The organism is Humitalea rosea, assembly GCF_003253705.1.
Lineage (GTDB): Bacteria > Pseudomonadota > Alphaproteobacteria > Acetobacterales > Acetobacteraceae > Humitalea > Humitalea rosea.
The window spans coordinates 70,522-90,571 of record NZ_QKYU01000009.1; the positions used below are offsets into that span (position 1 = coordinate 70,522).

The 20,050-nt window shown below is 68.3% G+C and carries 20 protein-coding genes; 12 read left to right on the forward strand and 8 right to left on the reverse strand.

Features of this window, described 5'->3' with window-relative positions:
* Positions 1-134: 134 nt before the first annotated feature.
* From C8P66_RS09295 to C8P66_RS09310, 4 genes are all read left to right on the forward strand, one after another.
* Positions 135-806, forward strand: a complete 672-nt coding sequence (locus tag C8P66_RS09295; protein WP_245903364.1) for a Tim44/TimA family putative adaptor protein — start codon at positions 135-137, stop codon at positions 804-806.
* A 127-nt stretch (positions 807-933) separates the two neighbouring features.
* Complete coding sequence (mltA, locus tag C8P66_RS09300; protein WP_245903366.1) at positions 934-2,232, forward strand: murein transglycosylase A; 1,299 nt, start codon at positions 934-936, stop codon at positions 2,230-2,232.
* A gap of 32 nt (positions 2,233-2,264) precedes the next feature.
* Positions 2,265-3,032 carry a (Fe-S)-binding protein gene (locus C8P66_RS09305; RefSeq protein WP_111397975.1) on the forward strand — a complete coding sequence of 256 codons (768 nt, stop codon included), beginning with the start codon at positions 2,265-2,267 and terminating at the stop codon, positions 3,030-3,032.
* Positions 3,029-3,757 carry a 2OG-Fe dioxygenase family protein gene (locus tag C8P66_RS09310; protein ID WP_211314089.1) on the forward strand — a complete coding sequence of 243 codons (729 nt, stop codon included), beginning with the start codon at positions 3,029-3,031 and terminating at the stop codon, positions 3,755-3,757. The genes C8P66_RS09305 and C8P66_RS09310 overlap by 4 nt, the downstream gene beginning before the upstream one ends.
* Here C8P66_RS09310 and C8P66_RS09315 read toward each other — a convergent pair whose 3' ends face one another.
* Positions 3,758-4,426 (reverse strand): YggS family pyridoxal phosphate-dependent enzyme, encoded by a 669-nt coding sequence (locus tag C8P66_RS09315; protein WP_245903368.1) that lies wholly within the window; start codon positions 4,424-4,426, stop codon positions 3,758-3,760.
* A 17-nt stretch (positions 4,427-4,443) separates the two neighbouring features.
* On the opposite strand from C8P66_RS09315, the gene C8P66_RS09320 reads away from it, so the two are divergent.
* From C8P66_RS09320 to holA, 6 genes are all read left to right on the forward strand, one after another.
* On the forward strand, positions 4,444-5,064 hold the full coding sequence (locus C8P66_RS09320) for a thiamine phosphate synthase (RefSeq protein WP_158537181.1): 621 nt from the start codon (positions 4,444-4,446) through the stop codon (positions 5,062-5,064).
* Between the two features lie 194 nt (positions 5,065-5,258).
* Complete coding sequence (locus C8P66_RS09325; protein WP_111397978.1) at positions 5,259-6,506, forward strand: porin; 1,248 nt, start codon at positions 5,259-5,261, stop codon at positions 6,504-6,506.
* 209 nt (positions 6,507-6,715) lie between these two features.
* Entirely contained in the window at positions 6,716-7,177 is a 462-nt protein-coding gene (locus tag C8P66_RS09330) for a DUF3576 domain-containing protein (RefSeq protein WP_245903370.1), read from the forward strand.
* A 63-nt stretch (positions 7,178-7,240) separates the two neighbouring features.
* Complete coding sequence (gene leuS, locus C8P66_RS09335) at positions 7,241-9,799, forward strand: leucine--tRNA ligase (protein WP_111397980.1); 2,559 nt, start codon at positions 7,241-7,243, stop codon at positions 9,797-9,799.
* On the forward strand, positions 9,792-10,325 hold the full coding sequence (lptE, locus tag C8P66_RS09340; protein WP_158537182.1) for an LPS assembly lipoprotein LptE: 534 nt from the start codon (positions 9,792-9,794) through the stop codon (positions 10,323-10,325). The genes leuS and lptE overlap by 8 nt, the downstream gene beginning before the upstream one ends.
* 7 nt (positions 10,326-10,332) lie before the next feature.
* A complete protein-coding gene (gene holA, locus C8P66_RS09345) occupies positions 10,333-11,367 on the forward strand; it encodes a DNA polymerase III subunit delta (protein ID WP_111397982.1) in 1,035 nt (344 codons plus the stop codon).
* Here the strand turns inward: holA and C8P66_RS09350 are convergent.
* The 6 genes from C8P66_RS09350 to C8P66_RS09375 are packed head-to-tail and all read right to left on the reverse strand — an operon-like array spanning position 11,351 to position 17,142.
* Positions 11,351-12,193: a ParB/RepB/Spo0J family partition protein gene (locus tag C8P66_RS09350; RefSeq protein ID WP_111397983.1), complete on the reverse strand. Its 843-nt coding sequence runs from the start codon at positions 12,191-12,193 to the stop codon at positions 11,351-11,353. The two genes, holA and C8P66_RS09350, sit on opposite strands and share 17 nt — an antisense overlap.
* Positions 12,190-13,002 (reverse strand): ParA family protein, encoded by an 813-nt coding sequence (locus tag C8P66_RS09355; protein WP_111397984.1) that lies wholly within the window; start codon positions 13,000-13,002, stop codon positions 12,190-12,192. Before C8P66_RS09355 ends, C8P66_RS09350 begins: the two co-directional genes overlap by 4 nt.
* Positions 12,989-13,564, reverse strand: a complete 576-nt coding sequence (rsmG, locus tag C8P66_RS09360) for a 16S rRNA (guanine(527)-N(7))-methyltransferase RsmG (RefSeq protein WP_245903372.1) — start codon at positions 13,562-13,564, stop codon at positions 12,989-12,991. Before rsmG ends, C8P66_RS09355 begins: the two co-directional genes overlap by 14 nt.
* The gene (gene mnmG, locus C8P66_RS09365; protein WP_111397986.1) at positions 13,561-15,423 is read right to left on the reverse strand and encodes a tRNA uridine-5-carboxymethylaminomethyl(34) synthesis enzyme MnmG; all 1,863 of its coding nucleotides are present in this window, start codon (positions 15,421-15,423) and stop codon (positions 13,561-13,563) included. The genes rsmG and mnmG overlap by 4 nt, the downstream gene beginning before the upstream one ends.
* An 18-nt stretch (positions 15,424-15,441) precedes the next feature.
* Complete coding sequence (gene mnmE / locus C8P66_RS09370; protein ID WP_111397987.1) at positions 15,442-16,761, reverse strand: tRNA uridine-5-carboxymethylaminomethyl(34) synthesis GTPase MnmE; 1,320 nt, start codon at positions 16,759-16,761, stop codon at positions 15,442-15,444.
* Positions 16,762-16,776: 15 nt separating this feature from the next.
* Complete coding sequence (locus C8P66_RS09375; RefSeq protein WP_245903373.1) at positions 16,777-17,142, reverse strand: (2Fe-2S) ferredoxin domain-containing protein; 366 nt, start codon at positions 17,140-17,142, stop codon at positions 16,777-16,779.
* A 100-nt stretch (positions 17,143-17,242) separates the two neighbouring features.
* Here C8P66_RS09375 and C8P66_RS09380 point away from each other — a divergent pair, with 100 nt between their 5' ends.
* Together C8P66_RS09380 and C8P66_RS09385 are read left to right on the forward strand one after the other, a co-directional pair.
* Positions 17,243-17,743, forward strand: coding sequence for a methylated-DNA--[protein]-cysteine S-methyltransferase (locus C8P66_RS09380; RefSeq protein WP_111397988.1), 501 nt, complete (start codon positions 17,243-17,245; stop codon positions 17,741-17,743).
* Positions 17,740-18,714 carry a quinone oxidoreductase family protein gene (locus tag C8P66_RS09385; RefSeq protein WP_111397989.1) on the forward strand — a complete coding sequence of 325 codons (975 nt, stop codon included), beginning with the start codon at positions 17,740-17,742 and terminating at the stop codon, positions 18,712-18,714. Before C8P66_RS09380 ends, C8P66_RS09385 begins: the two co-directional genes overlap by 4 nt.
* Before the next feature lie 4 nt (positions 18,715-18,718).
* Here the strand turns inward: C8P66_RS09385 and hemE are convergent, their stop codons facing one another.
* Positions 18,719-19,762 (reverse strand): uroporphyrinogen decarboxylase, encoded by a 1,044-nt coding sequence (gene hemE / locus C8P66_RS09390; RefSeq protein WP_111397990.1) that lies wholly within the window; start codon positions 19,760-19,762, stop codon positions 18,719-18,721.
* Between the last annotated feature and the right edge of the window lie 288 nt (positions 19,763-20,050).

The following is a 20,050-nucleotide window of genomic DNA, read 5'->3' on the forward strand; positions in this document are numbered from 1 at the left end:
CCATCGTTGTGCGGTTGCCAGGGCGTAGCGGTGGCGGCCGAAGACGGCAATGGTGGGCCTCGCGCCCACTTCGTCGGCCGCGCCCGTTGCGGCGAAGGGGCCGGGTGACTAAGTGCAGGGATGAAAAGGAGCACATGATGCAGGGCGGCTTTCCTATTGACCTGATCCTATTCGGCATGGTCGCCGCCTTCCTTGTGCTGCGCTTGCGGAGCGTGCTCGGGAAGCGGACGGGCTTTGAGCGCCCGACCACCGAGAAGCCGGCGGTGGCGCCCCCCGGCGCCCGCGCGCCGGATGCCGATCCTGCCCGCATCGCGCCCGCGCCCGGGCAACCGCGGGTGGTCCTGCCTGAGCCGCGTTCTCCGGTCGGCAAGGCCATTGGCCGCATCATCGAGGTGGACAACAGCTTCGAGCCCGCCGGATTCCTCAGCGGTGCCGAGGGCGCGTTCCGCATGATCGTCACGGGCTTCGCCGCCGGCGACCGCCGGACGCTGCGCGACCTCTTGGCCGATGACACCTATGCCGGCTTCGAAGGCGCGATCACGGCACGGGAAAAGGGCGGCGAGACGCAACGGACCGAAATTCGCGCCGTGCAGGAGATGTCGATCGAGGCCGCGGAGCTTCGCGGCACCATCGCGGATGTCTCGGTCCGGATCGTCTCGGATCAGGTGAACATGACAATCGGGCAAGATGGCCTGCCGGTCGCCGGGACCGATGCGGTCACCGAGATCACGGACATCTGGACCTTCCAGCGCGACCTGAGCAACGCCGATCCCACCTGGAAGCTGGTCGGCACACGGTCTGCCTGATTGGCTGCCTGATTGGCTGCCTGATCCGGACATACGTATCCGCATCACGGGACCGTGCGTTGGGTCACGGGTGTGACGGGCGCAAGACTGGTCCATGCTTGACCGATGGTCCCGCCCAGCTTTGGGATTGGCATTAGGCCTCCTCTCGGCACCAGGGGCCGAGGCGGATGAGCGTGCGGTGCCTTTGGCCTCGATGCCCGGTTGGGCCGAGGACGCGCCGGGCAAGGTGGTGGATGCGCTGCTCGCGTCCTGCCTCGCCTGGTCGCGATGGCCGGCCGAGCGCTCCCTCCTCCCCGATCCCTCCACGCGCGGCGCGAACCCCGAGCACTGGCGCCCGTTTTGCGAGGCCGCCCTGGCCCTTGATCGCGAGCAACCCCGCCCGCACCTGTCGCGGCGAGGCGCGCCCGATATCGCCTCGGCCCGCGCTCGTGACGCCGCCTTCCGCGCGTTGTTCGAGGCGCGTTTGGTCGCGATGCCGCTCGGTGCCGGGCTACTGACCGGATATTATGAACCGGTGCTGCGCGGCAGCCGGGTTCGCGACGACGAGCACCGCACCCCGCTGCTGGCGCGACCCCGCCCCGCAGACCCGGCCACCCCGGCCTCGGCGGTGCTGCCCCAACCGGGATCCTGGCCTGGGTTCCGCAGGGTCAGCATCACCGGACAGCCGCTGCCCGGCGCAACCGCGCGACACGAGGAGGGCGCGGAGCCCTGGCCGCAACCCGAACCGCTCATAGCCACCGCAGGCCATGGCCTGCCCGCGGTTACGCCGCTGACCGGCCCCTTGCTCCCCACGCGGGGAGAGATCGCGGCCGGGGCCCTGGCGGGGCGGGGATTGGAATTGGCCTATCTGGCCAACCCGGCGGATGCCTTCTTCCTGCATATCCAGGGATCGGGCCGGGTCGAGTTGCCGGATGGCAAGGTGCTGCGGCTCGGCTATGCCGCGCAGAACGGCCATCGCTACATCCCGATCGGGCGGGTGATGATCTCCCGCGGCCTGATCGCGCGCGAGGCGATGTCGATGCAGGCGATCCGCGATTGGTTGTCCACCGCGCCCGAAGCCGAGGCCGGGGCGATGATGGCCGAGAACCCCTCCTATATCTTCTTCCGCGAGCTGGAAGGGCTGCGGCCCGACCAGGGGCCCCCTGGCTCGCTGGGCGTGCCGCTGACACCGGGGCGGTCGCTGGCGGTGGACCGGACCCAGATTCCCCTTGGCGCCCCGGTCTTCATCGCCGGGCGCGATCCGGTGTCCGGCGAGGCGCTCAACCGTCTCACGCTGGCGCAGGACACCGGGGGCGCCATCCGGGGGCGTGCGCGGGGTGACCTGTTCTGGGGCTGGGGCGATGCCGCCGGGGCTGTCGCCGGCCGCGCGAGGGATGAAGCCAGGTTCTGGCTGCTCCTCCCCAACGAGGTGGCCGCGGCCCCGTGACGCGTGCCGGCGCTTGGGCATATGCTCCGCCCATGTCGCAACTCCAGCCTCGCGTCGCCCTCTTCGTCACCTGCCTTGTGGACCTGTACCGGCCCACGGTCGGCTTCGCGGCCATTCGGCTGCTGGAGGCCGCCGGCTGCACCGTGGAAGTGCCCGAGGCGCAGACCTGCTGCGGCCAGCCCGCCTATAATTCCGGGGACCGCGTCACGGCGAAGGAGGTCGCGCGGGGGGTGGTCGATGCCTTCCTGCCTTATGACTATGTCGTGGTCCCGTCCGGCTCCTGCGGCGGCATGATCTCGCATCACTATGCGAACCTGTTCGAGGACGACCCCGAATACCGCGGCAAGGCCGAGGCGCTCGGCGCGCGCACCTTCGAGCTGGTCGCCTTCCTCTCCGACGTGCGCGGGGCGGCTGCCCTGCCGGTCGAATACCAAGGCAGCGTGACCTATCACGACAGCTGCTCGGGCCTGCGCGAACTGGGCGTGAAGGCGCAGCCGCGCGCCATGCTGGCCCGGATCAAGGGTGTCGAGTTGCGAGAGATGGCCGAACCCGAGACCTGCTGCGGCTTCGGCGGCACCTTCTGCGTGAAGTATCCCGAAATCAGCACCCGCATGGTCTCGGACAAGACGCGCGATATCGCGGCGACCGGGGCCGGCACGCTGCTGGCCGGCGACCTCGGCTGCCTGCTGAACATGGCCGGGCGGCTCAAGCGCGAGAACAGCCCGGTGCAGGTGCGCCACGTCGCCGAGGTTCTGGCCGGCATGACCGGCGACCTGCCCGCCATTGGAGAGGCCAAATGAGCGCCGCCGCAGAACCCGCCTCCCTGCCCGTGCCGCCGGCGTTGGCCGGGCTGGACGGAGCCGGCTTCGCCCATGTGCGGCCCGAGACGATGCAGGCGCTTCTGGGCGCGGACCGGCCGGAGCTGGACACTTTCGCCGCCTCCTGGGATCGGCTGGAGACGGATGGGTTCATGGCGGATGGCGGCCGCTATCGCCGGCGCCGCCTCGCGAATTTCTCCGCCCGCAGCACCGGACATGTCCGCAACCCGCACCGGCCGCATTTCCAGGCCAGCGTCCACAACAGCCTGAATGGCGGGATCGACCGCTGGTTCGCCCCGGTCGAGGACGCGGTCGCGGCCAGCCCGGTGCTGCGGGCGCTGCTGGACCTGGGGCGACAAGCTGCGGATGCGGTGGTCGGCGCGCGGGACTGGTTCGTGGAGATGCACCAGTTCCGCATCGAGGCCGTCGCCGGCGCCCCTGGTTACCCGACCCCCGAGGGCGTGCACCAGGACGGGGTCGATCTGGTGATCATCGCCATGATCGCGCGCACCAATCTCGTGGGGGGCGAAACCCTGGTGGTCGGGTTGGATGGCGCCACCCTCGCGCAATTCACGCTGGATGGGATGCTGGACACGGCCGTGCTGGACGACCGGCGCCTGCGCCACGGCGTCACCCCGGTGGCACCGGCCGACCCGGCCCTGCCGTCCTGCCGGGACGTGCTGGTGCTGACCTGGAAGCGGGTCTGATCAGACCGGCGGACGCGCGCCGAAAATCGCGCTGCCGACCCTGACATGGGTCGCGCCATGCGCAATCGCGGTCTCGAAGTCACCGCTCATGCCCATGGAGATCATCGGCAAGCCCTGCTTGCTGGCCAGTTCGGCCAGCCAGGCGAAATGCGGCGCGGGATCGGCCTCGGCGGGCGGGATGCACATGAGGCCGGAAATGGCGAGCCCGTGATCCTCCCGGCAGGCGCGCAGGAAGGCCTCGGCCTCGGCACGGGGAATGCCGGCCTTCTGGGGCTCATCCCCGGTGTTCACCTGCACCAGGAGCCGAGGGCTGCGCCCGCTACGGGTGATGGCGGTGGCGATGGCCGCGGCGAGTTTCGGCCGGTCCAGGCTCTCGATCACATCCGCCAGGGCCACGGCCTCGGCCGCCTTGTTGGTCTGCAAGCCGCCGATCAGATGCAGTTGCAGGGCCGGATGCGCCGCGCGCAGCGCCGGGAACTTGCCGGCGGCCTCTTGCACACGGTTCTCGCCGAACACCGTCTGGCCTGCGGCCAGAGCCGCGATCACAGCCTCGGCCGGGTGGGTCTTGGACACGGCGACAAGGGTTACCGCCGCCGGGTCGCGGCCGGCGCGGTGGCAGGCCGCGGCAATGCGCTCGCGTATGCGGGCCAGGGATTCGGCAATCGGCATGGGCGGGGGCATCCGGGTTGAGGCGAGGCGCGACCCTATGGGGGGCGGCGCTGCGGCTCAAGCCGCGGCGGGTGCGAGGCGCCGCCTGGCCACGGCTTTGGGTGGTCGGGGATGCGCGGCGTTTGCCGGATGCGCGCAAGGCGGTGCCGGGCCTGGCGCCGGGCCGGCAGCGCGGGGTGGGCGGCGTCCTGGCGCGTGACCAGGCGGCGGGGGTGCTGCCCGGGCTCGCCCGGGATTGCCGTGCGGCCGGGGTGGCGCTGCTGGTTGCGGGGGATGGGCGTGCCGCACTCCGCCTTCGGGCCGGTCTGCATATGCCGGACCGGCGGGCGACCACCGGCCTGCTGCCGTTCCTGGCGGCGCGGCGGGCGGGGGCGCCATGGGCGCGGCTGACCATGGCAGTGCATGGACGCACCAGTGTGGCCCGTTTGCAGCGGCTGGGCGCCGATGCCGGGATCGTCTCACCCGCGTTCCCGACCGCGAGCCACCCTGGCGCGCCTGCACTCGGCCCCCACCGCTGGGCCGGGCTGGCGGCGCGGGTGCCTTGCGCCATGGCGCTGGGTGGGATCAGCCCGTCCACAGCCGGCCGATTGCCGTCACGTTGCGCGGGGCTGATGGCGATCAGCGCGTTTGTTGCGTGACACGGGGCTGTGGCTGATTCGCCACAGTGTCTCACGGAAGTCGCGGCCGAGGGCTTAGTCCCATTGCTCGCCTGTAAGTCGGTGGGCCATTAAGGCGTCAGGTCCGGTCACCCCCGTTGTGGGGGTTGTGCACCCTGGGGGGCAGGCGGACCGAAACTTGCCGGGGGAACCTGGCGCCTGAGGAGGATTAGGGTATGCGCAAGCTTCTGCTCGGCACCACTGCGGTGGCCGCTGCGGCCCTGTTCGGTGCGTCGCACGCGTCCGCACAGACGGCCCCGACCGTTCGTATCGGTGGCTTCTTCGAGTTCACCGGCGGCTACATCGACGACGACGCCGACAGGAACGCCGTCACCATCCCCGCCGTCGGCACCAACGCCGCCCGCACTGTCAGCCGCGACAAGGTCGACTTCCGCTCTGACGCGGAAATCCACATCCTCGTGTCCGGTAAGGCCGCCAACGGCCTCACCTACGGCGCTGCGATCGAACTGCAGGTCGACAACGTCACGAACTCGGGCGGCGCCGGCAATGGCGGCGTCGTCGATACCGACGAAATGTGGATGTACATCAGCAGCCCGACCTTGGGCCAGCTGCAGCTCGGCGACCAGGACAACGCCGCCGACCAGCTGAAGGTGTCGACCCCCGGCATCCAGAACCTCGACCAGAGCGGCGGCTGGGATGAGTTCACCCCTCCGAGCGGCGATGGCTCGCGTTACCTCGTGACCGGCATCAACGACGGCGTCGACTCGACCAAGATCATCTACCTCTCCCCGCAGTTCTTCGGCTTCGACTTCGGCATCAGCTATGCCGCGAACCAGAGCGAAGGCGAGAACTTCCTCACCCCGACCGGCGGCATCCAGCGTGATGGCCTCGGCCTGACCAACGAAATCTCCGGCGCCGTGCGTTATCGCGGGACCTTCGGTGGCGTTGGCGTGGCCACTGCCTTCAGCGCGATGCGTGCCGATGCCCAAGAGTCGAACGGCGTGCTCTTCGGCGGCGTTCCCGTCGGTCTCGAGGACGTGACCCAGTACCAGGCCGGCCTGAACCTGTCCGCCTATGGCCTGACGGTCGGTGGCTACTACAGCTGGGGCAAGTTCAGCGGCGCCACCCGTGGCGTGCTGCGCGAAGGCCTGGACAACTCCACCAACTGGGGCGCTGGCGCCACCTACCGGATGGGTGCCTTCGAAGTCGGCGCGTTCTTCGCCGAAGCCAGCCGCGACAACGGTACTGCCGTCGTTGCCGGCGCGCAGTTGAAAGACCGCGAGCAGCAGCTGATCTCGGTCGGCGCCGTCTACACGCTGGCTCCGGGCCTCGAAATGTTCGCCAACTACACGAACATCGACAACAAGAACATCGCCAACAACGCGACCAACCCGACCAACTATGCGTCGCAGCGTAACCGTACGATCGACGTGTTCATCGTCGGCACGCGCCTCAGCTTCTGAACCCAACGGGTTCAGACGCAGGATCGGGGGGTGGCAGGGCAACCTGCCACCCTTCGCCTTTTCCGGGGCCCACAATCAGAGTAAAGAGACGTCTGCCGGGTTTGGCCGGCGGTGACACGGGGTAGACACGCATGGTCCGATGGAGAGGCAATCTGCTGGCCGGGGTAGCCCTGAGCCTGCTTGCCGCATGCGGTTCACTGGCCGAAAATATGCGTACTCCCCGACAGGATGAGTACAACGACGACAGCCGCCGCTCGCGCGTGCGCGGGCGTCTGGGTGGCGAAGACGGGATCCTGCTGTTCGGGACCGACCGCAGCAGCCAGCGCGGCACCGCCGACCAGGGCAGCGGCATCGGCGTGAACGCCTACCTCTGGCGCGCGACGCTGGACACGCTCTCCTTCATGCCTTTGGCCTCGGCCGATCCCTTTGGTGGCGTCGTCATCACGGATTGGTATTCGCCGCCCTCAACCAATGGCGAGCGCTTCCGGGCCACCGCCTATATCCTGGGGCGTCAGCTGCGCTCCGATGGCGTGCGGGTGGTGGTGTTCCGGCAGGAAATGCGGAATGGCGCCTGGGTCGACGTCGAAGTCGCCGCCAGCACGGGTTCCGAACTGGAAGACAAGGTGCTGGCGCGGGCTCGCGAATTGCGAAGCCAGAACGCATCGAACTGAGCGGCCTTCCCTTGTGCTGTTCCGCGCCGTAATCCTCGCGGCACATCACAAGCCCTTGGTCTCATGAACGACGCTCCTGCCCCGGTCCGCTATGATTTCGCTGCTGCCGAACCCCGGTGGCAGGCTGCCTGGAACGAGGGCGGCTGCTTTGCCGTCCCCGATGTCCCGCCACCTGGGGCGTTGAAATACTACGTTCTTGAAATGTTCCCATACCCCAGCGGCAAGATCCACATGGGTCACGTTCGCAACTACACGCTGGGGGATGTGGTCGCGCGGTATAAGCGCGCGCGTGGGCATCTGGTTCTGCATCCCATGGGCTGGGACGCATTTGGCCTGCCCGCCGAGAATGCCGCACGCGAGCGTGGCACCCACCCAGCCGCCTGGACCTACGCCAACATCGCGGCGATGCGGGCCGAGCTGAAGCGCATGGGCCTCTCGCTCGACTGGTCACGCGAATTCGCCACCTGCGATCCTGAGTATTATGGCCAGCAGCAGGCGCTGTTCCTGGATTTCCTGAAGGCCGGCCTGGTCGGCCGCCGTGAATCCTGGGTCAACTGGGACCCGGTCGATAACACGGTCCTGGCCAATGAGCAGGTGATCGACGGCCGTGGCTGGCGGTCCGGCGCGCCGGTCGAGAAGAAGAAGCTGTCGCAGTGGTTCTTCGCGATCACCAAATTCGCGCCGGATCTGCTGGCCGCTCTTGATGATCTGCCGCGCTGGCCGGACCGCGTGAAAACGATGCAGGCCAATTGGATCGGCCGCAGCGAAGGTGCGCGTGTGCGCTTCCCCATGGCCGAGCCGATGGAGGGCATCGCCGAGGTCGAGGTTTTCACCACCCGCCCCGACACCCTGTTCGGCATGTCCTTCATGGCGGTCGCGGCAGAGCACCCCCTGGCGACCGCGGCCGCGGCGCGCGACCCCGCGGCGGCGACCTTCATCGCCGAATGCCGTGCCATGGGCACCAGCGAGGTCGCAATCGAACAGGCGGAGAAGCGTGGCTTCGATACCGGTTTCCGGGTCGCCCACCCCTTCATTCCCGGCGCGACCTACCCGGTCTGGATCGCGAATTTCGTGCTCATGGAATACGGCACGGGGGCGATCTTCGGCTGCCCGGCCCATGACCAGCGCGACCTGGAGTTCGCCCGCAAGTACAAGCTGTCTGTGACACCCGTCGTCGTCCCGGCGAGCGATGCGGATATGACGGTCGGCGACACCGCCTTCACCGATGATGGCGTGCTCGCCAATTCGGGCTTCCTCGACGGGCTGGATGTGCCTGCCGCCAAGCGTGCGGCCATCGAAGCGCTGGAGGCCCAGGGCATCGGCCAGGGTGTCGTGAACTGGCGCCTGCGCGATTGGGGGGTATCGCGCCAGCGCTACTGGGGCTGCCCAATCCCCATCGTCCATTGCGAGGCCTGCGGCGTGGTGCCGGTCCCGGCGTCGGACCTGCCGGTGCGCCTGCCGGAGGATGTGGACTTCTCCCGCCCCGGCAATCCCCTGGACCACCATCCGACCTGGAAGCACATCGCCTGCCCCAGTTGCGGCAAGCCTGCGCGGCGCGAGACGGATACCTTCGACACCTTCGTCGACAGCTCCTGGTATTTTGCCCGCTTCTGCTCACCCCATGCCGAGACGCCGGTGACGCGCGCCGCGGTCGATGCCTGGCTGCCGGTGGACCAGTATATCGGCGGCATCGAGCATGCGATCCTGCACCTGCTGTATTCGCGCTTCTTCACCCGGGCGATGCGCGAGACCGGACATGTGTCGGTCACCGAGCCATTCGCCGGGCTGTTCACGCAAGGGATGGTCACCCACGCCTCCTTCAAGGGCGCGGATGGGCGCTGGCTCTACCCGACGGAAGTCGAGCAGGTCGGGCAGGGCACCACCATCCACCGCGAAACCGGCGAGGCCGTGACGGTCGGCCGGGTCGAGGCGATGAGCAAATCCCGCCGCAACACCGTCGATCCCGGTGCGATCATCGACCGCTATGGCGCGGATACGGCGCGGTGGTTCATCCTGTCGGACAACCCGCCCGAACGGGACATGGAGTGGACCGAGGGGGGCGTTGCCGGCGCCTTCCGCTTCACCCAGCGCATCTTCCGCCTGGTCGTCGCGGCGAGCGAAACCGCGGCGAATGACCTGCCCGACCGCTCCTTGCGCCAGATGACGCACCGGACGATCGCCGCGGTGACCGAGGCGCTGGACAGCTTCGCCTTCAATGTCGCCGTCGCCCGCATCCACGAACTGGCCAACGCCATCGGCGAAAGCCCCGTCTTCGGCCCGGCGCGGCAGGAAGCCTTGGAGATGCTGGCGCAGCTTTCGGCCCCGATGATGCCGCATCTCGCCGAGGAGTGCTGGGCGTTGCTGCATCCGGGCGAGACGGGGCTTGTGGCCAACAGGACCTGGCCCGAGGCCGATCCGGCGCTGCTGGCCGTCGATACCGTGACCATGGCCATCCAGGTCATGGGCAAGCTGCGCTCGACCATCGAGATACCCATCGGTCTGGCCGAGGCCGAGATCTTCGCCCTGGCCGAGGCCGAGGAGAACGTGCAGCGTGCCCTTGGCGGCAAGCCGATCAGGAAGCGCATCCATGTCCCCGGACGCATCGTCAATTTCGTTGCCTGAGACCCGCCGGCGCCTGCTGGGAGGAGTTGGCCTTCTGGCGCTGGGCGGCTGCGGCTTCCGCCCGCTTTACGCGCCGGATGGGGGTGGCGCCGGTGTGGCCGACAGCCGCATGGCGGCCGAGCTTGCGGCCGTGCGGGTGGGGCTCATCCCCGAACGGAACGGACAGTTGCTGCGGCGGGCGCTACAGCAGCGGTTGGACCCGCAGGGTGCCGGTCTTCCTGGTCGCTACGACCTGCGAGCAAGCTTCCGGCTGGCGGCCGACCCCGAAGGATTCCATCGCGACGGAACGGCTTCACGAATCCGCTACACCGCGACGGCGACATGGGTGTTGCTGACCCTCGGCACTCCGCCGGAGGAGGTCGCCTCGGGCACCGCGCGGGCGGCGGAAGCCTGGAATATCCTGGACAACCAGTTTTTCGCGTCCGACCAGTCGCGCGGAGCGGCGGAGCGCCGCCTTACCGAGCTGCTGGCCGAAGATATCGTTCTGCGGCTCGCCCTGCGCTTCCGCGCCCCCACGGTCGGCTGACACCAGGATGGCGCGGCTCGACGCGCGGCGGATCCCGGGCGTGCTTGCGGATCCCTCTGCCTGGCGCGTCATTCTGCTTTACGGCGAAGACCAGGGGCTGGTGCAGGAGCGCACGGCGGCGCTGATCGATGCGGTGGTGGGCGCCCCCGATCCCTTCCGCTTCGCTGAACTGCCCCGAGAGGCCGCGGTGCGGCCCGGCGCGCTGGTCGCCGAGGTCACCGCGGGGTCGCTGACCGGCGGGCGCCGCGTGGTGCGGGTGCGGGATGCGACCGACGCCATGGCGACCCCGCTCAAGGCCGCATTGGACGCGAATGGCGAGGCATTGGTCATCGTCGAAGCCGGCGAGCTGAAACGGCGCGGCAAGCTGCTGGAGCTCGTGGAAGGGGCTCCAGGCGCCTGTGCCATCCCCTGCGCGCCCGAGCGGGGCGAGGCGCTGGTGGCGACCTTGAGGGGATTATTCGCAGCCGAAGGGGTCGAGGTCGATCCCACAGCCCTCGAATGGCTGGCCGCGCGCATGGGAGAGGACCGTTTGCAGGTCCGGCGCGAGGTGGAACGGCTCTCGCTCTACGCCGGACGCGGCGGGCGGCTGGACGAGGCGGCGCTGCTGGCCTCGGCGGGGGGCGAGGGAACCGGCCCCGAACTCGATGACGCGCTGAGTGCCGCCATGCTCGGCGATATTCCCGGCACAGATCGGGCGACGCGCGCCGCCTTTGCCGATGGCGCGACGCCGGTGGGCGTGCTGCGGGCCGTGTTGCGGCATCTGGTGCGGCTGCGGGAGGCTGCGGTGGCGATGGAGCATGGGGCCTCGGTCTCCGACGCCATGTCGGGGTTGCGGCCTGCGGTGTTCGGGCGCGCTCAGGGACCGTTCGGACAGGCGCTGAGGCGGTGGTCGCCGGCTATGTTGGCGGCAGCGGCGCAGGCCGCCCTGGAGGCGGAGGAGCGCGCCAAGAGCGGCGGCACCGGGCGGCCGGTGCCGGACGCGGCGCTGGCGCGCCAGCTATTGCTGGTACTGGCCGCGCGGGCGGCTACGCGTCGGGGTTGAGCAGCCTCAACAAGCCGTCGAGCTGATCCAGAGTGCCGAAATGCAGCGTTAGCCGACCGCCCCGCCCGGATCGGCGCAGCTCCACCTTCATCCCCAGGCGTGCCATCAGGTCGCGGGCCACGGCTTCGGCATCCGGATCAAAAGGGCGCTCGGTGCCGCTCCGCGGCGCCTGCGTGGCCAAAGCCTCCGCCTGGCGAACGTTCAGGCCGCGCGAAACGACCAATGCTGCCAATCGCGCGGGTTCGGGGGCCGTCAGCAAGGCGCGCGCATGGCCAGCCGAAAGGCGGCCATCCCGCAGCATCTCGCGGACAGGATCGGGCAAGGCGAGCAGGCGCATGGTGTTCGCGACATGGCTGCGCGATTTGCCGACGGATTGCCCCAAGGCATCCTGTGTGAGGCCGAACTCGCGGATGAGGCGCTGGTAGCCTTCGGCTTCCTCAAGCGCGTTGAGGTCCTGCCGCTGGAGATTTTCCACCAGGGCCGCGGCCATGGCACCACGATCATCCAGATCCCGGACGACGACCGGAACCTCATGCAGCTGCGCGAGCTGGGAGGCGCGCCAGCGACGCTCACCACCGATGATCTGATAGGTGCCCGCGGCGCCGGGCTTGGGCCGGACCAGGATCGGCTGCAACACGCCATGGGCGCGGATCGAGGCGGCGAGGTCGCTCAGCTCTGGCTGTGAAATCGGGCCGCGCGGCTGGAAGGGGCCTGGCTCCAAAGCACCGACCGGCAGGCTACGCGGGGTAGATCCGGCATCGCCACCCGCCTCACCCAGCAATGCCGAGAGGCCCATGCCGAGGCGGGACGGTTTGCGGCCGCTCATGCCCGCGCTCGCGCGGCGCGACGTTCGCGGCGGAGGAATTCGGCCGCAAGCTCGACATAGGCCTGCGCCCCGGCAGAGCGGATATCGTAGAGCAGTACAGGAAGACCGTGCGACGGCGCCTCGGTGATGCGGATGTTGCGCGGGATCATCGTGTCGAAGACCGCCTCCTTGAAATGGCTCCGTACATCGGCGGCAACGGCCTCGGACAGGTTGTTGCGGCGGTCGAACATCGTCAGGACGATGCCCTCCAGCGCAAGAGACGGGTTGAGGTTGCGCCGGATGCGTTCGATCGTTCGGGTCAGCTGCGACACGCCTTCGAGGGCGAAGAACTCGGTCTGCAATGGCACCAGCACGCTGTCGGCCGCGACCAGCGCATTGACCGTCAGCAGGCCGAGCGAGGGCGGGCAGTCGATCAGGATATAGTCGTAGGCACGCAAGGCCTCGGCCGCGGCGTCGAGGCAGGACGCGAGCCGATGTTCGCGCTGCGGCAAATCCACGAGGTCGATCTCGGCCCCGGCCAGATCCGCATCGGCGGGCAGCACCGAGAGCCCGGGGATTCGCGTGGGCCGAAGCAGATCGGGCAGGGCACGCGAGCCGAGCAGCGCCGCATATGTGCCGGCCCCGCGCTCACTGCGCGGCAGGCCAAGGCTGGTTGAGGCATTGCCCTGCGGATCGAGGTCGATGAGCAGCACGCGCTTGCGCGACGCCAAGGCGGTCGAAAGGTTGACGGCGGTCGTGGTCTTGCCGACGCCACCTTTCTGGTTGGCAACGACGATGCGACGCGGCTGTGTCTTGTCAGGGGCCGGCACGGCGGATCCCGGAAATTCGGAGGATGGTGGAGGCGCCGTTGGTACGGCTCGGAAACTCTTCGGCTGTCATGTGCCAGCCGGCACGGGCGGCGGTCAACTCATCCTGCACGCTGCGGCCCTTGGGAAACAGCGCGACGCCCTCCGGCGCAAGCAATCGCGCCGCATGTGCCAAGAGCTCGGGAAGGGGTGCGAGGGCGCGGGCGGTGACCACGGCGAGCGGCGGCAGCACAACATCCTCGATGCGGGCCACATGGATGCGGACGTGATCCAGACCGAGCTCTCCTGCCGCCGTTGCGAGAAAGGCAGCTTTTCGCCGGTCGACCTCGACCAGATGCCAAGGCCGTGTCGTCAGGATGGCGAGGACGAGGCCCGGGAAGCCCGCACCTGATCCAAGATCGGCGGCCGGACCGTCCCCAGCAGGCAACAGAGGCAGAAGCTGCGCCGAATCCTCGATGTGCCGTTGGCGCAGATCGGCAACATCGGCACGGCTGACGAGATTGATCCGGGGATTCCAGCGCTCAACGAGGCGCTGCAACTGGTCCAGCTGGTCGTTCTGTTTCACGTGGAACACAGCGGATCACGCCGCAGATGCACGGCGAGCGCCGCGACAGCCGCAGGGGTGATCCCGGGTATGCGCCCTGCCGAGCCCAGGGTCGGCGGACCAGCAGCCGCAAGCCGTTGCTGCATTTCACGCGAAAGCCCGGGGATGACGCTGAAATCAATGCCCCGCGGGACAGCCACCCCTTCCTCCCGCCGCAGCAGCGCTAGTTCTTCGGCCTGACGGCCAAGATAGGGGGCGTAAAGCGCCTCGGCCTCCAGTTGATGATGGATAAGGGCAGGGAGCGCGGTAACCGCCGATGCGAGCCCGGCCATGGCAGCCCAGGTAAAGCCTGGCAGGCCGATCACGGTCAAAAGGCTCCGCGGCCGTCCGTCCTGGTTGACCGGAATGCCGGCGGACTGAATGGCGGCAGGGGTCGCGGTTGTGGCTCGGACGTGGCTCAGGGCCTCCGTCACCAGGGTGCTGAAGGCCGTGTGGCGCCTGGCACGCTCTGGCCCAACGCAGCCCCAGGCGATCCCAATATCCGTCAGGCGCAAACCGGCGTTGTCGGCCCGCAGGGCGAGGCGATGCTCGGCGCGGGCCGTCAGCATCCGGTAGGGCTCGGAGATGCCTTGCAAGGTCAGATCATCGGCCAGTACGCCGATATAGGCATCCGTGCGAGCAAGAACCCGATCAGCCACGCCACCGCCGGCGAGCCGCGCAGCGTTGATCCCGGCCATGATCCCCTGGGCCGCCGCTTCCTCATACCCCGTGGTGCCGTTGACCTGACCTGCCAGGAACAACCCCGGCAGCCGCTTCGTCTCGAAGCTTGGGAACAGCGCACGCGGGTCGATATGGTCGTATTCGACGGCATAGCCCGGCCTCAGGATCTTGGCGCGAGACAGGCCGGGGATGCCGGCAATCATCGCGGCCTGGATATCGACCGGCAGGCTGGTGGAGATCCCATTGGGATAGACCGTGTCATCGTCCAGCCCCTCGGGTTCGAGGAAGACCTGGTGGCGGTCCCGGTCGGCGAAGCGGACGACCTTATCCTCGATCGAGGGGCAATAACGCGGCCCCGCCCCCTGAATGCGGCCCGAATGGACGGGGCCCCTGTGCAGGTTGGCCCTGATCATCGCGTGGATTTCAGGCGTGGTCTCGGTGATCCCGCAAGAGAGTTGCGGGCCGGTGATGGCATCCGTCAGCCAGGACATGGGCTCAGGCTCGGCATCGCCAGGCTGCAGTTCGATGGCAGCCCAATCGATGGTGCGACCGTCGAGCCGCGGCGGCGTGCCTGTCTTCAACCGCCCCATAGGCAGGCCGAGGTCCCGCAGCGCATCCGCCAGCCCGATCGTAGGGGCCTCGCCGATCCGACCCGCCGGGGTGCTGGTCGCGCCGACGTGGATCATGCCCCGCAAGAAAGTACCGGTTGTGATGATGGCAGCGGCGCATGCGAAGCGTCGGCCGTCGCTGCACCGGATAGCGGCAAGCCGCCCTTCGCTATTAACGTCCAATGCCTCGGCGGTTGCTTCGAGGATCGTAAGTCCGGATGTCTCGGACAGCAGGCGTTGAATGGCAGCGCGATACAGTTTGCGGTCGGCCTGCGCCCGCGGGCCGCGCACAGCCGGGCCTTTGCTGCGGTTCAGCAGGCGGAAGTGGATACCGGCCGCGTCGGCCGCCCGCGCCATCAGCCCATCCAGAGCATCGATCTCGCGCACGAGATGGCCCTTCCCGATCCCACCGATGGCCGGGTTGCAGGACATCTCGCCCACGGTCGCGTGCCGATGCGTCAGCAACAGCGTGCTGGCGCCGCAGCGCGCGGCGGCCGCCGCGGCCTCGGTCCCGGCGTGGCCGCCGCCAATGACGATGACATCGTAGTTCATAGGCGGCGTATACCGCCCCTACTTGCCGATACAGAAGTCCCTGAAAATGCTGTCCAGCACCGCGTCCACACCCGAGTGCCCGGTCAAGCGCCCGATCGCGCGCCGCGCGCCGCGCAACGCCTCGGCCGAAAGCTCGGGAAGGGGCGCCACGACGGCTTCTCGAAGCCAGTCGCGTGCCTCGATCAGGGCCGCACGATGCCTCGGGCGAGAAATCGTCGCCGCATCGGTGATGCCTGCGATGCGCTGGACGGTCTCCGTCAAGGCCGCTTCCAACGTCTCGATGCCCGCACCGGTCAGGGTGGAGACCCCGAGGCAGTGGGGCCTTTGCTCCTGTGATCCGGCCAGATCGATCTTGTTGTGGACATGCAGCACCGAAACATCGGCGGGCGGTTGCATCGCAGGATCCTCGGCGATCCCTTGCGCCGTCATCATCAGAATCAGATCGGCATGCGCCGCCCGCTGCCTTGCGCGGCGCATGCCCTCCGCCTCGATCATATCGGCCGCCTCCCGCAGCCCCGCGGTATCCGAAAGGGTCACCGGCACCCCGGCAAGGTCGAGCCGAACATCGATGACGTCGCGCGTGGTTCCAGGCTGATCGGTGACGATTGCCGCATCCGAGCGCGCCAGGCGATTGAGCAGCGAGGATTTCCCCACATTCGGCGCCCCGAGGATGACGATGCGAACGCCTTCCCGCAGCCGGGTTGCCCGCTCTCCCTGTCGCAAATGCTCGGCGATCTCAACGGCCAGGGCGGAGGCACCATCAACGACCGACGCCGACAGATCACCCGGCACATCGCCCTCATCGGCAAATTCGATGGCCGCTTCCTGATGCGCCAATAGCTTCATCAACCGTCGGTCCCAAGCGGCGAGCACCGCGCCCAGGCCACCTTCCGCCTGGCGCAGCGCGGCCTTGCGCTGGGCTTCGGTCTCGGCGGCAATCAGGTCGGCGATACCTTCGGCGGCCGTCAGATCCAGCCGGCCATTGAGGAAGGCGCGGCGTGAAAACTCCCCCGGCTCGGCCGGCCGACAGCCCGCGCTGACGAGGGCATCGCAAACGGCTGCGACCACCGCCGGCCCGCCGTGTATCTGTAGCTCGGCGGCATCTTCGCCGGTGAATGAAGCGGGCCCCGGAAACCACAGCAGCAAGGCTCGGTCCAGCATTTCCCCTGTCCGCGGATGGCGCAGCCTGCGCAGTGCCGCCATCCGCGGATCTGGCATGGCCCCGGCAATTTGCCGCAAGGCGAGGTCGCAGCGGGGGCCGGAGACACGGATGATGGCAATGGCGCCCCGCCCCGCGCCGCTGGCAAGGGCGAAAATACCTGAATGGCCCTGTTCCACGTGAAACGCTCGCGGTCAGGCTTTTGGCGGCAACACGTCGTTTTCGGTCAGCATCAGCCGCGCAACCCGACCGCCGCCCAGGATATGGGTCTGGATGATCTCCTCCACATCCTCCGTCGTGGCGGGGCGGTACCAGACGCCCTCCGGGTAGATCACCATGGCCGGGCCAAATTCGCAGCGCTCCATGCACCCCGCCGAATTCACGCGCGACTGTGGAACCTGAAGCTCCTTCATCCGCGCCTTCATGTAGTCGCGCAGCCCCTCGCTGCCCTTGGCCGCACAGGAACCGCGGCGATGACCATCGGGCCGGCGATTGCAGCAGACAAAGATGTGACAGCTATAGAAGATCGAAGGATCGGAGGGCGTCACCGGCTTGCTCACCTTGTGGTTTTCGTCACCCTTCTAGGCGCTTCCGGGTCCGCCGCACCATGCTTGACGCTAGCAAGGAAAAGGGCACCCATGAGGGTAGGGCAAAGGTGCAATGCGACAGACAAGTCTGCATACCCCGGTCGGGGAGGTCACGATTTTTGCCGAGGACGATGCCCTTGTTGCCCTCGATTGGGGCAGGGGCGGGCTCCCCGGCGGGAGTGAGGGTGAGACCCCGCTACTGGTAGAAGCAAGGCGGCAACTGCACGCCTTCTTCGATGGGGAGTTGCTTGCCTTTGATCTCCCGCTCCGCCCGAGCGGGAGCGCCTTCCAACTGCGGGTCTGGGCGGCGCTTTGTGCCATCCCCTGCGGCGAAACCCGCAGCTATGGGCAGCTTGCCCAGGAGCTTACCTCAGCCGCGCGCGCCATTGGCCAGGCCAATGCGCGGAACCCCCTGCCGATCCTCATTCCGTGCCACCGCGTGATCGGTGCGTCCGGGGCCCTGGGCGGGTTTTCGGGCGGTGAGGGGCCGGAGACCAAGCGGTGGTTGCTTCTCCATGAAATGCGAACCCGTCGAGGGCTTGACCCTCGGCCTGGCCAGGAACTGATCCCATGACGCATGCCATCCGGATTCACGAATATGGTGGACCCGAAACCCTGCGGTGGGACGAGGTGCCGACCCCAGCACCCCGTGCCGGAGAGGCGCTGATCACGCACAAGGCGGTCGGCCTCAACTACATCGACGTCTATTTCCGCACCGGGCTCTATAAGCTCCCCTCGCTGCCGGCCACCATCGGGATGGAAGCCTCCGGAATCGTCGAGGCCATCGGCGAGGACGTGACCGAGGTCGCGGTCGGCGACCGGGTCGCTTATGCGACTGGCCCCATCGGCTCCTATGCCGAACGGCGCATCATGAAGGCCGATCGGCTTGTCCGGCTGCCAGATTCGCTCTCCTTCGAGCAGGGTGCGGCCATGATGCTGCAGGGCATGACGGCGCAATACCTGATCCGCCGCACCTTCGAGGCCGAAGCGGGGCAGACCATCCTGATCCACGCCGCGGCCGGTGGCGTCGGGCTTATCCTGTCGCAATGGGCCAAGCACCTGGGCTGCACCGTCATCGGCACTGTCTCGACCGAAGCCAAGGCCGAGCTTGCACGCCAGCATGGCGTCGACCACGCGCTGCTGGCAACGGATGACCTTGTGGCACGGGTCAAGGACATCACCGGCGGCGCCATGCTGCCGGTCGTCTATGACAGCGTCGGCCGGGACACCTGGACCAATTCCCTGGATTGCCTGGCGCCCTTCGGCACAATGGTCTCCTACGGCAATGCCTCGGGTCCGGTGCCGCCCTTCGACATCGGCATCCTGGCGGCCAAGGGCTCGCTTTACGTCACGCGCCCCACGCTTGCGACCTACACCGCCAAGCGCGCGGATCTGCTGGCCTCGGCCCAGGATCTATTCGACGTGGTAAGCTCCGGCGCCGTGAAGATCCGGGTCAACCAGTCCTGGCCGTTGAAGGACGCGGCCGAAGCCCATCGGGCGCTCGAAGCCCGTGAGACGACCGGCAGTTCCGTCCTGCTTCCCTGAAGCTTCAGCCCTCGCTGCGGATCACCGCCATCAGTTCCGCCACATGCTCTGGCGGGGTCTGGGGCACAATGCCATGCCCGAGGTTGAAGATCGCGGGCCGGCCCTTCACCGCGGCGAGGATCCGGCGTGCGCCATCCCCCAGCGCACGGCCGCCGGCGACGAGCGCCAGCGGATCCAGATTGCCCTGGATGGCAATTTCGGGTGCGACCGCCCGCGCGGCCCAGGTCGGGTCCATGGTCGTATCCATCCCCACCCCCTGGATGCCCGTGCGCACCGCATAGCCGGGCATGGCGGCCCCTGTGAGCCGCGGGAAGCCTATGACCGGCACATCGGGGCATAGGGCCTTCATACGGGCCACAATGCGCTGTGTCGGCGCCACCACCCAGGCCTCGAACCCATCGGGGGGCAGCAGCCCCGCCCAGCTGTCGAACAGCATCAGCACCTCCGCGCCCGCGGCCACCTGGGCCTGCAAATAGACGACGGTTGCCTCTTCGAGCACGGCGATAAGCTTCGCGAACAGCGCCGGATCTCGATGCGCCATAAGCCGCGCCGCCGGGAAATCGCCGCCGCCTCGCCCATTCACCATGTAGCAAGCGACCGTGAAGGGGCTGCCCGCGAAGCCGATCAGCGCCGTCTCTGGGAAATCCCGATCCATGGCGGCACGCAACCGCGCCACGGTTTCCATGATCGGCGCCGCCCGCGCGGCGACAACGCCCGGATCCAGGGCCGCGATCGCGGCCGCATCGGTCACAGGCTCCAGCAGCGGCCCTTCCCCTTCGGCAAAGCGCAGCGGCTGCCCCATGGCCCAGGGGATCATCAGGATATCGCTGAACAGGATCGCCGCATCGAAGCCATACCGCCGCAACGGCTGCAGCGTGACCTCCGCCGCCAGCGCCGGATTGGTGCAGAGGGTGATGAAATCCCCGGCCTTGGCGCGGACCTCCCGGTACTCGGGCAGGTAGCGCCCGGCCTGGCGCATCAGCCAGACGGGCGGTGGCCAGATGGCTTCGCCGGACAGGGATCGGAGCAGGCGTTTCGCGTTTCGCATGGCCTCTCATCCCTGAATTGAAGATAAGAAGAAAGATGGTAGGGGTTGGTTGGGCCTGTGGATAAGGGGGAGGCAATCGCTCCCGAATTCATCCACAGGCTTCCGCACAGCCACCATTGAGCGATTGGGTGAGGAAGCACATGGACAAAGCGCCCCGTCGCCACATCGATCCCCCAAGGGGGTGCAGCATTGTCCCCGGTGCCGGAGCCCTTGGGAGTTATCCCCGTTATCGACCCACCCCCCGGGGGCAGCGAAAACTTGTCCCCATTCTTCCCTTCTATCCCCGTG